We start from the raw sequence: 11,343 nt of genomic DNA on the forward strand, positions 1-11,343 counted from the left end.
ACAGGGTTCTGAATGCCCATGTCCTGCTGATAGCAACCCTGACGGTCAGACCATCGTCGGCAGAACACGATCCGGCGGCTTATGACCGTCCACAAACGTCTTAATATTCACCAGAACCTTTTCGCCCATGTCGATACGGCTTTCGATGGTGGCAGAGCCCATGTGCGGCAGCAGCACCACGTTATCCATATCCAGCAGCTTGGGATTCACGCTCGGCTCGTGTTCAAACACGTCCAGCGCCGCCCCGGCCAGTTCGCCCTTCTGCAGCATCCGCACCAGAGCCGCCTCATCAATCACCTCACCACGGGCGGTGTTGACGATATAGGCGTGGTCGCGCAACAGCTTCAGGCGGCGGGCTGACAGCAGATGGTAGGTCGCCGGAGTGTGCGGGCAGTGGATGGTGATGACATCCATCCGCGCCAGCATCTGGTCAAGGCTCTCCCAATAGGTGGCCTCCAGCTCCTGCTCGATCTCCGGATGGACGCGCTGGCGGTTATGGTAGTGGATCGCCATGCCAAAACCTTTGGCACGCCGCGCCACCGCCTGACCGATCCGGCCCATGCCGATGATCCCCAGACGCTTGCCCCAGATGCGGTGACCAAGCATGTGGGTCGGGCTCCAGCCCCCCCAGCGGCCGGAGCGGATCAGGCGCTCCCCTTCCGCCAGACGGCGCGGCACTGACAGGATCAGCGCCATGGTCATATCAGCGGTATCTTCCGTCAGCACCCCCGGGGTGTTGGTGACGGTAATCCCCCGCTGCTGGGCGGTGCTGAGATCGATATGGTCAACCCCGTTTCCGAAGTTGGCAACCAGACGCAGGTTTTCCCCAGCCTGTGCCAGAACCCCCTTATCAAGGCGGTCCGTCACGGTCGGCACCAGAACATCCGCCTCTTTCACCGCCGCGATCAGTTCTTCACGGGTGAACGGGTGGTCGTCCATATTCAGACGGCAGTTGAACAGCTCCATCATCCGCGTTTCGATCACGTCGGGCAGACGGCGGGTTACAACAACCAACGGCTTGTCTTTCGGCATTACTCCCCCCTGTAGCGGGATGATGGTTCCGGAATTATTCAGGCTGTTCGGTCTGCGGGCAATGCAGAAAGCAAAACCCTGCGAGCATACATAAGCGAGTCCAGATCCTTGCCTTCTGGCTTACCAATCCGTCTGCCCCTTGTCCAGCCCTGCCCCTGTGGAAAAGTGAGCAGGCGCAACAAATCTTAGCGTCCGCAAAAACATGGCATCCGAAAAACAAGCCGGTATACTGCGCCTCTCGCCCGGTCGCGACGGTCCGAAGTGGATGGTAATGAACAACAGGATGTTTTCGCAGGCCCGCCTTCTCCCCTCCCCCCAGGAGCAGCGGCCCACCCCTGCCCGGAGCGTGCTTGCCCTGTCCGGCCTGATGATGCTTGCCGGTTTTCTTCTGGGCAGCCAGCCGCTTCCTGCGGCAGCTCAGACCCAGCAGCATCAGACCCAGACACCGGCGGCAAAACCTGCTCCGGCGGTAAAGACAGAGCCCGCTAAGCCCGATGCCTCCAAGCAGGATCCGGCCAAAGCCGCCGCCGATTCGGCTGCCGGGGCCGGTGCTGCCGCCCCGGCCGGAGCCCCGGCCGCAGAAGGGACCAGCGGCCTGCCCCTGCCACGGTTTGTCAGTCTGCGCTCTGATCAGGTCAACATGCGGGCCGGTCCCGGGGCCCGCTATCCGGTCGACTGGGTTTACATGCGCCGTGATCTTCCGGTTGAGGTCATTCAGGAATATGAAACCTGGCGGAAAATCCGCGACCCCGATGGCGCCGAAGGCTGGGTGCATCAGAGCATGCTGACCGGACGGCGCACGATTATGGTCCGCAAAGATAAGGCCATGCTGCGTCGGACTGCGGATGACACCGCGTCCGCTGCCGCCTATCTGTCGCAAGGGGTTATCGGTAAACTCCTGCAATGCCCGAAAGGCAGTGATTATTGCCGCGTTGAAGTTGAAGGGTATCAGGGCTGGCTGCGCCGGAACGAACTGTGGGGCGCCTATAAAGCTGAAGCCATTAACTGACCGAACTGTCCCGCTAAAAAACAGGCCGCAGAGAGATTCCTCTGCGGCCTGTTTCTTTTGCTTCAGCCGGTCCGGCGATAAGGGGTCAGTAACCCCAGACGGTCACGCCATGACCAGCGCACCAGCATCATCACCGCCACCGATCCCAGACCGACCCAGATCCCGGCACCGCCCATGCCGCCCTTAAACGCAAGCCATGCCCCGACCGGCAGGCCGATCACCCAATAGCCGACCGCTGCGATCAGCATCGGGATGGTCGCATCTTTCAGGCCACGCAACACACCGGATGCAAGGCACTGCACCCCGTCAACAATCTGGAAAATCCCGGCAATACCCAGAAAGATGGCGGCATGGCGGGCAACCTCAACCTTTTCCCCGGTGATCTCACCGAGGAACAGGCTGACAATCAGGCTGGGTGCCGTCACAAACAGCAGCGCCGTGCAACTCATGAAGACAACGCCGATACCGATGGCAACCCATCCGGCCCGGGCAACCCCCTCCATGTCCCCCCGCCCGGCGGCCAGACCGACACGGACCACAGCCGCCTGTGACAGGCCGACCGGCACCATGAAGGTCAGAGAAGCCATCTGAATGGCGATCGAATGCGCCGCCAGTTCGGCCTTTCCGATCAGCCCCATCAGCATGACCGCAACGTTAAAGACCAGCATCTCAAACGCCAGAGTCACAATAATCGGCCCGGCCAGCCGCACCAACTCCAGCAAGCGCGGCCAGTCGGCACGCCAAAAGCGGCCCAGAATCGAAAACCGCCGCAGATGCCGGTCACGCAGAATATAGGCCAGCAGCGCCAGCGCCATAAACACACTGCTGATCAGCGTCGCCAGCGCCGACCCCTGCAGCCCGAGCGCAGGAAACCCAAAGTGCCCGAACACCAGCAGCCAGTTCAGGAGCACATTCAGCCCGATTGCAACAATGGTCACCAGCATCGGCGGATGCGGCCGCTCCAGCGCCGCGCAGAAGGACCGCAGCACCATAAAGATCCAGATCGGCAGCATGCCCCACTGCAGCACATGGACAAACCGCGCGGCCTCTGCAGCCAGCAGAGGATCCTGCCCGATCAACAGCAGAATCGTCTCGGCCTGCCACAGCACCAGCCAGACCGGCAGCGCCGCAAAAGCACAGACCCACAGGGCCTGACGAACAGTGCGCCGTACGTCACGCACCGCGTGGCGGGATCGCCCCAGCGTCTGCGCCAGCATCGCCGATGTGGCAATCCCCAGCCCGAGGCCAATCACAAAGGCAGCAATGTACAGGTTGGTCCCCAGTGCGGCGGCGGCCAAAGCCTGCGGCCCGACACGACCGATGAACAGCACGTCGGTGGCATTCATCATCACCTGTGCCAGACTGGTCAGCACCAGCGGCCATCCCAGCACCAGCATTGCCCGGATTTCATCCCACCAGCCGTTTCCGCCTGCCTGATGGTGCTCGCCCCGCGTCCCGAGACTTGTTGTCATATCCATCGTTTCACCCTGATGCCACGCCAAGGGGCAGGCATCCTTCCTGAATGTGCTTGTCTGCAAAAAGTGCCCGGTTGTTTTCCCGCGCCGGAAAATAGCCGGAGTCACAAACCCCAAAACAGCAGCCGCCACCCCGAATCCGGGATGGCGGCGCAGAAAGGAGGCAGTCAGGATGGGTGGGACACGCAGGGCCGTCAACCCCTGTCGCGCTCGGCCTCAGCCTAAGTCCTGCTTATGGATGATCTTAGCCTTCGACACGGACGATAACGTCAACCCGGCGGATCCGGTGCCCGGCAGGGGCATCCGGCAGACGGTCCAGATGGACCTGTTCCGACGGAATATCTTCCAGACGGCCCGATCCCTCAAAGAAGAAATGATGGTGGGTGCTGGTGTTGGTGTCAAAATACGACCGCCCGGCATCGACGACGATTTCGCGCAGCAACCCGGCATCAGTGAACTGGTGCAGGGTGTTGTAAACGGTTGCCAGAGACACCCGCACATTCTGTTCCATCGCTTCGGTGTGCAGCTGCTCCGCCGATACATGGCGGTCGCCATGATCGAACAGGATTTTTGCCAGCGAAAGACGCTGGCGGGTCGGGCGCAGACCGCTGGCCCGAAGACGGTCAACCAGACTCAGGGTGGGGCGCATCATATTCATGGCAAGCCGATCCTTGTGTGGTCCAACCGGGCCTTCCGGACTGCCCGCACCGGCTTTTCCAGAGGTGCAGGCAACAGCATACCCTTCGCTGACGCGCCATAATCCGGCGGTAGCCATGAGTGCGGAAGACGGTGAACAGAAATAAAAAAGTGATGGTGCGTTGTTAGACGCACCATCACCCTAATTTGGAATCATTGCATTGAGCTAGATCAACCCACCCAGAAAGCTGCCTCCAGCCCCCCGGACAAAGCCGGATCTGCTCAGTTGCCGGTCAGAATATGGTCAACCAGCTGCTTGACCGTCGGCACGAATCCATTGGCATAGAACGGGTCGTCGGCAAACCGATACGCATTGTGACCGGCAAACATCAGCTCATGCTCCGGATCGGCACCATGGGCAATATCCTGCAGGGTCTTCTGAATACAGAAGCTGCGCGGGTCAGCGGTGCGACCGGTGCTGAAGCCTTCCCCATGCTGCGACCAGTTGGAGAACGCACAGGCCGACAGACAGCCCATGCAATTCTTCTGATCCACCAGAATGGTGCGGGCATCCTCTTCTGTGACGAAGATCATCGTCTCGTCCGGGGTCCGCATCCCTTGAGTCCGGCCTTCAGCGATCCATCCGCTGACACGGGCCTTATCGACAGGGCTGACAAAAATTTCGCGCCCACGGGCACCGACAGCCACCGCTTCGGTCAGCTCAGCCGTCGCTTCACGGCTGTAGGCCACCTGATGGGCGCTGCGGTCTTCCAGACCGCGCAGGAAGGTGTTGCGCACCGCCGAGGAGTAAAAACCGGTCGGGCTGAACTGATGCAGGGAAATATCGCCCTTCTGCAGAGTCAGCAGCCGACGCTTCCACTCGTCAGAAATCGGGCTTTCCTGCGTCAGCAGCGGGCGGGTGCCGAACTGGAAGGCAATCGGCCCCAGTTCCGGGTTGTCGATCCAGTCTGCCCATTCCTTCAGGCACCACACACCACCGGCCATGAAAATCGGCACATCCGGCGCGCCCAGTTCCCGCATGATGGTGCGCAGTTCGCGGACACGGGGCATCGGGTCCTGCGGCTGACGCGGATCTTCGACGTTCGACAAGCCGTTATGCCCGCCAGCCAGCCACGGATCTTCGTAGACCACGCCGCCCAGCCATTCCGGCATCTTGTTATAGCTGCGCTTCCACAGAGCGCGGAAAGCGCGGGCGGAAGACACGATCGGATAATACCACACCTTATGACGGGCAGCGATTTCCGCAACCCGGTACGGCATACCCGCCCCACAGGTCACCCCATGGATCAGACCCGGGGCACCTTCCAGCGCACCTTCCAGAACCCGTTCCGCACCGCCCATTTCCCACAGCACGTTGATGTGGATGCGGCCCTGACCGTTGGAAACATCATGGGCCATCTTCGCCTGCGCCACAGCGCCACGAATACCCATTTCCACCAGTTCTTCATGGCGTTCAGCCCGCGTCTTACCCTTGTAAGACACCGGAATGACATTGCCGTTTTCATCATAGAAGTCCGGGTTCACCCCGGAAAAGGTGCCCACAGCCCCCGCTGCGGCAAACGCACCGGCACTGCGCCCGGTGGACACGGCAACACCCTTGCCGCCTTCGACAATGGGGTGCACTTCCCGGCCAGAAATGACCACGGGATTGATGGCTTTCACAGCATGTACTCCCTCGTTTCGGATGCTGTTCGCACCCAGGGGCCTTCGCGGTCCCTATTTTGTGATGGCTGAACCTGTCGGGCCGCCACGGGGATAGCAGCAGCAACAAACCCAGCCGGTGAGGTTCGCCCATGACGGAATGCCGTGGACGCCACTCATGTTATCCCCCCTTCAGTCCCGCTTGTCGATGATGTTTTATACCCACACTCATGGACAAAAACGGCTGCAGAACCCTGTCTGCAGCCGTTTTTGCTATCAATCCCGCAACAAGGGGATCAAAAGTGACCCTAACACCCTGAAAGTGAAGAGATCAGACCAGTCCATCGCCCCCGGCAATCAACAGGGCCGGATTGTCGGTGATAATCGCAGCAGCGCCCCACGACCGCAGCTGTCTGGCCCGGGCCACGTCGTTAACGGTCCATACCGCCAGTTCGTGCCCGCTGGCCAGAACCCGGCGCACATCGGCCTCCGTCAGGTCTTTGGTCCCCAGATGCGCCGCCTGCACATCCAGCGCGACGGCCAGCTCTTCCCAGTCATCGGACAGTTTTTCGTCCAGCCACGCCCGCGGCCAGTCGCGGGCCAGATCCCGCGCCACTTCCATGCTGGTACGCGAGAAGCTGGACAGCACCGGCGGCGGCAGGTGTGCCGGCCACGCGGCACGGGCGATGTCGATGCAGACCTTGGCGGTCTCGGCCTCACGGCCGGGGCAGGGTTTAATTTCCAGATTCACCGCCAGCGACAGTTCGGCCAGCACATCAATCAGCTCTTCCAGTGTCGGCACCGGCTCGCCCTTAAACTCAGGCGCAAACCACGACCCGGCATCCAACGCACTGACGGCCTCAAACAGCGTGTGCTCCATCGGGCCGCTGCCGTCAGTGGTACGGTCCAGCAGCTCATCATGCATCACCATCGCGCGGCCATCAGCGGTCAGCTTAATGTCGACCTCAACCATCTTTGCCCCATCGGCAGCGGCCCGGCGGACAGAGACCAAGGTATTTTCCGGCGCAACAGCCTTGGCACCACGATGACCGACCACCCAGAACGGATAAAGCTTCGACGACATGACAGGGAGTCCTTGCAGGAACCAGAGACAACAGGGCGACCCCGACGGGTCGGCGCTGACCAGAACCCTACTCCTCCCCTTAAGATCGGAAAAGTGCGTTTTTGTGCTTTTTAGTTCGGTCTCTGTGGTCTGAAAAGGCAAAACCCCCGCTGTTTTCAGCGGGGGTTTGCACATATCGGGTCACCCCGGTGCCAGATCAGTCTCAGGCCTCTTCAGAGTCCGCGACCTTTTCCTTACCGGTAGCCTGATCAACCTGCTTCATCGACAGCTTAATCTTACCGCGATCATCGAAGCCGATGCACTTCACCCAGACATTATCGCCCTGGTTGACGTGATCAGACGGCTTGGTGCCACGCTTTTCGGACATTTCGGAAATGTGGACCAGACCATCGCGCTTCCCGAGGAAGTTCACGAAAGCGCCGAAGTCCATCAGCTTCACGACCTTGCCCTGATAGATTTCGCCCATCTCCGGCTCGGCCACGATGCCCTTAATCCAGTTAACGGCCTTCTGGGCGGCATCGTTGTCGACGGCGGCAACCTTGATGGTGCCATCATCTTCGATGTCGATCTTGGTGCCGGTCTGTTCGGTGATCTCGCGGATCACCTTACCGCCGGAGCCGATCACGTCACGGATCTTGGACGGATCAATCTTCAGGGTGGTGATACGCGGCGCGGTCGAGGACACTTCGGTCCGCGCAGTCCCGAGGGACTTGGACATTTCACCGAGGATGTGCAGACGGCCATCCTTGGCCTGACGCAGGGCGATGCCCATGATCTCCTTGGTGATCGAGGTGATCTTAATGTCCATCTGCAGGCTGGTGACGCCACGCTCAGTCCCGGCAACCTTGAAGTCCATGTCGCCGAGGTGATCTTCATCGCCGAGGATGTCGGACAGGACGGCGAACTTTTCGCCTTCCTTAATCAGACCCATGGCAATACCGGCGACCGGACGGGTCAGCGGCACACCGGCATCCATCAGCGCCAGCGAGGTGCCGCAGACAGTGGCCATCGAGGAGGAGCCGTTAGACTCGGTGATTTCCGACACCACGCGGATGGTGTACGGGAAAGCATCCTTGGCCGGCAGCAGCGGGTGAACCGCACGCCATGCCAGTTTACCGTGACCGATTTCACGACGGCCCGGGGACCCCATGCGGCCCGCTTCACCGACCGAGTACGGCGGGAAGTTGTAGTGCAGCATGAAGTTTTCGCGGTATTCGCCTTCCAGGGCGTCGATGATCTGCTCATCCTGACCGGTGCCGAGGGTGGCAACGACCAGAGCCTGGGTTTCCCCACGGGTGAACAGGGCCGAACCATGGGTCCGCGGCAGGATGCCAACGTAGGATTCGATGGCGCGGACAGTCTTGGTGTCACGACCGTCGATACGCACGCCGGTGTTCAGGATGTTGGAACGGACCACATCCGCTTCCAGATGCTTGAACACTTCACCGGCCAGCGCCAGAGCGGCGGTGTTTTCCGGATCCAGCGAAGCCAGCGCCTTCTGCTTCACAGCGGCGACGGCGTTCTGACGCTCGGTCTTGGCGGCAATCTTGTAGGCGGCTTCCAGCTCGGCGCGGAAGGCTTCAAACGCCTGCTCGACAACAGCCTTTTCCGGGGCCGGAGCCGGCAGATCACGCGGTTCCTTAGCGCACAGCTCGGCCAGATCGATGATCGCATTGATCACTTGCTGGTAGGCTTCGTGACCGAAGGTCACCGCACCCAGCATCTGCTCTTCGGTCAGTTCCTGCGCTTCGGACTCAACCATCAGCACGCCTTCGGACGTCCCGGCGACCACCAGGTCGAGGACGGAAGACTTCTGCTGTTCAGAGGTCGGGTTCAGCACATAGGCGCCATCGACATGGGCAACGCGGGCCGCACCGATCGGACCGAGGAACGGCAGACCGGAGATGGTCAGCGCAGCGGACGCACCGATCATGGCGACGATATCCGGATCATTTTCCAGATCGTGCGACAGAACGGTGGCGACCACCTGGGTCTCGCACTTGTAATCGTCATGGAACAGCGGACGGATCGGACGGTCGATCAGGCGGGAAACCAGGGTTTCCTTTTCCGACGGACGGCCTTCACGCTTGAAGAAGCCACCCGGGATCTTCCCGGCGGCGAAGGTCTTTTCCTGATAGTTGACCGTCAGCGGGAAGAAATCCTGACCCGGCTTCGGGGACTTGGCACCGACAGCGGTACACAGGACGGTGGTTTCCCCGTAAGTCACCAGAACGGCCCCATCGGCCTGACGGGCGACCTTACCGGTTTCCAGAACCAGCTTGCGGCCACCCCATTCGATTTCCTTACGGAACACCTTAAACATAGACATGTATCTTTTTTCCTTACCAAGTGTGACCGGCGCCTTGTGTCTGCCCGTTCCGCCCGGATCCCGGCGTGCACCCCATGGCGCAGCACCGTCTTTCAGATCGGCGGACCGGACTGTCCGGTCGCGGTCTTCTCTCTTTGTAATAGTGCCTAATCTATACTCTGTTTCGCGCCATCTGGCGCTGAAAATCTGAGGTCCCCGCTTATTTCACCACCGAGAAATACACGGTGCGGGCAGGGCCCCTGCATCTGGATGGCCGGACTTCAGATCTCCCGGCACTCTGTCAGCCTTCCCCGTTCCGGGGACGGGCCTGATGCCTGAGAGGCCCAATGTACTCCGCCGGGGTCCGGCCCAAAAGGAAGGGGACGCCCGAAGGCGTCCCGCAAACCTTAGCCACAAGCTTACTTACGCAGGCCCAGACGCTCGATCAGGGTCTCGTAGCGCTTCTGATCCTTCTTCTTCAGGTAGTCGAGAAGGCGACGACGCTGACCGACCATGATCAGCAGACCACGGCGGGAGTGGTTGTCCTTCTTGTGGTCCTTGAAGTGTTCGGTCAGGTTGCGGATACGCTCGGACAGGATGGCAACCTGAACTTCCGGAGAACCGGTATCGCCTTCCTTAACGGCATATTCCTTGATCAGTTCCTGCTTGCGGGCAGCGGTGATCGACATCGCAGACTCCTTCGGTCTTAAAGATTAGAGATTCATGACCCGCACAGACCGGATTTCCGGCCCGTGGAGTCGGGCAATCGCCACCAGCCGTTCCCCGTCCATGGCCCGCACCGTGGTGCCGTCAGCCAGATCGGAAAGCGCCAGACGGGCCGCAACCGGGGCATAAATCACCGGCAGCCCGTTGGAGAGGCGGCGGGCTTCCCCTTCCGTCAAGGCCAGCGCCGGGATGTCGTCCAGCGCGGTCACAACAGGAAGCAGGAAATCCGCAGGGGCGGCACTATGGCGCACCGCATCCAGTTTATCCAGCGAAATCGCTGACAGCTCATCGAAGGGACCACAGGCCAGACGGCGCAGGGTCGCCACGTGCCCCACCGTGCCCACCGCCCGGGCCAGATCCCGGGCCAGAGACCGCACATAGGCCCCCTTGCCGGTCCGGACCCGGAAAACGGCATGGTCAGCATCCGGCATCTCTTCCAGCTCAAACGACTCGATCAGAATCGTCCGTGCTTTTAGCTCGACCTCTTCCCCATCACGGGCCAGATCGTATGCCCGCTGGCCGTCTACCTTCACCGCCGAATACTTCGGCGGAATCTGCTGAATATCGCCGAGGAACTGCGGAATCGCCTTCAGAAGCTCTTCCCGCGTCGGGCGATGCGGATGGGTGGCTGTCACCTCCCCTTCCTTGTCATCGGTCGAGCGCTCTTCCCCAAAGCAGACCGTAAAGCGGTAAATCTTCCGCCCGTCCATCACATAAGGGACGGTCTTGGTCGCCTCTCCCAACGCCACCGGTAGGATGCCGGTCGCCAGAGGATCAAGCGTACCGCCATGCCCGGCTTTCTGGGCGTTGAAAGCCCGGCGGACCAACGTCACCACATGTGTGGAGGACATCCCCAGCGGCTTATCGACGGCAACCCAGCCATGCACCGCTTCCCCGCGACGCTTACGCGTCATGGCGGTCCCCCTCCTCCGCATCTTCATCCTGCCCCTCGGCATCGTCTTCATCAACCGAGGCGGTATCCCGGATCACATCCGGGCGATGCAGCAGGCTGTCAATGCGGGCATATTCATCAAAGCTGGTATCGACCTGAAAAGACAGACGGGGCAGATACCGCATCTCGACCGTCCGCGACAGTTCGTGCCGCAGGTAAGATTGCGCGCGGGTCAGCGCCTCACGCACAGCCTCGGCATTTCCCTGTCCGCCCAGTGGCGTAAAGAAGACCGTGGCATTCCGCAGATCAGGGCTGCACCGCACTTCGGTGACGGTGATCGGGGTCGACGCCAGAACCGGATCACGGAACTGCCCCCGCTCCAGCACCCAGGCCAGAGCGTGACGGATTTCTTCATTAACACGCAGCTGACGCTGCGTCGGAGCCTGATTGCCAGGGCGGATCATGGCTATCCCCTTTATCGCTGTCGCAGTCCGGTCCGGGTGGTCTTTCCGAATTATA

10 protein-coding genes are annotated in these 11,343 nt (G+C 61.0%); 1 reads left to right on the plus strand and 9 read right to left on the minus strand.

The window, feature by feature from the left end:
* Nucleotides 1-45: 45 nt before the first annotated feature.
* Nucleotides 46-1,032, minus strand: a complete 987-nt coding sequence (locus tag G365_RS0107645; RefSeq protein ID WP_019644921.1) for a 2-hydroxyacid dehydrogenase — start codon at nt 1,030-1,032, stop codon at nt 46-48.
* A gap of 346 nt (nt 1,033-1,378) precedes the next feature.
* Here G365_RS0107645 and G365_RS23480 point away from each other — a divergent pair, with 346 nt between their 5' ends.
* Nucleotides 1,379-2,041, plus strand: a complete 663-nt coding sequence (locus G365_RS23480; protein ID WP_026345178.1) for an SH3 domain-containing protein — start codon at nt 1,379-1,381, stop codon at nt 2,039-2,041.
* Between the two features lie 62 nt (nt 2,042-2,103).
* Here G365_RS23480 and G365_RS0107655 read toward each other — a convergent pair whose 3' ends face one another.
* The 8 genes from G365_RS0107655 to rbfA form a co-directional block, all read right to left on the minus strand.
* Nucleotides 2,104-3,519 carry an MATE family efflux transporter gene (locus tag G365_RS0107655; RefSeq protein ID WP_019644923.1) on the minus strand — a complete coding sequence of 472 codons (1,416 nt, stop codon included), beginning with the start codon at nt 3,517-3,519 and terminating at the stop codon, nt 2,104-2,106.
* A 241-nt stretch (nt 3,520-3,760) separates the two neighbouring features.
* Nucleotides 3,761-4,174 carry an iron response transcriptional regulator IrrA gene (irrA, locus tag G365_RS0107660; RefSeq protein WP_019644924.1) on the minus strand — a complete coding sequence of 138 codons (414 nt, stop codon included), beginning with the start codon at nt 4,172-4,174 and terminating at the stop codon, nt 3,761-3,763.
* Nucleotides 4,175-4,434: 260 nt separating this feature from the next.
* Nucleotides 4,435-5,835 (minus strand): NAD(P)H-dependent flavin oxidoreductase, encoded by a 1,401-nt coding sequence (locus tag G365_RS0107665; RefSeq protein ID WP_019644925.1) that lies wholly within the window; start codon nt 5,833-5,835, stop codon nt 4,435-4,437.
* 310 nt (nt 5,836-6,145) lie between these two features.
* A complete protein-coding gene (locus G365_RS0107670) occupies nt 6,146-6,898 on the minus strand; it encodes a glycerophosphodiester phosphodiesterase family protein (RefSeq protein WP_019644926.1) in 753 nt (250 codons plus the stop codon).
* A gap of 202 nt (nt 6,899-7,100) precedes the next feature.
* Nucleotides 7,101-9,227 (minus strand): polyribonucleotide nucleotidyltransferase, encoded by a 2,127-nt coding sequence (gene pnp / locus G365_RS0107675; RefSeq protein ID WP_026345179.1) that lies wholly within the window; start codon nt 9,225-9,227, stop codon nt 7,101-7,103.
* Between the two features lie 398 nt (nt 9,228-9,625).
* Nucleotides 9,626-9,895, minus strand: coding sequence for a 30S ribosomal protein S15 (rpsO, locus tag G365_RS0107680; RefSeq protein ID WP_019644928.1), 270 nt, complete (start codon nt 9,893-9,895; stop codon nt 9,626-9,628).
* Between the two features lie 24 nt (nt 9,896-9,919).
* Nucleotides 9,920-10,846 carry a tRNA pseudouridine(55) synthase TruB gene (gene truB, locus G365_RS0107685; RefSeq protein WP_019644929.1) on the minus strand — a complete coding sequence of 309 codons (927 nt, stop codon included), beginning with the start codon at nt 10,844-10,846 and terminating at the stop codon, nt 9,920-9,922.
* The gene (gene rbfA, locus G365_RS0107690) at nt 10,836-11,288 is read right to left on the minus strand and encodes a 30S ribosome-binding factor RbfA (RefSeq protein ID WP_019644930.1); all 453 of its coding nucleotides are present in this window, start codon (nt 11,286-11,288) and stop codon (nt 10,836-10,838) included. The genes truB and rbfA overlap by 11 nt, the downstream gene beginning before the upstream one ends.
* Nucleotides 11,289-11,343 lie beyond the last annotated feature (55 nt).

It is taken from the genome of Novispirillum itersonii subsp. itersonii ATCC 12639 (assembly GCF_000381985.1).
GTDB classification, from domain to species: Bacteria; Pseudomonadota; Alphaproteobacteria; order Rhodospirillales; family Rhodospirillaceae; genus Novispirillum; species Novispirillum itersonii.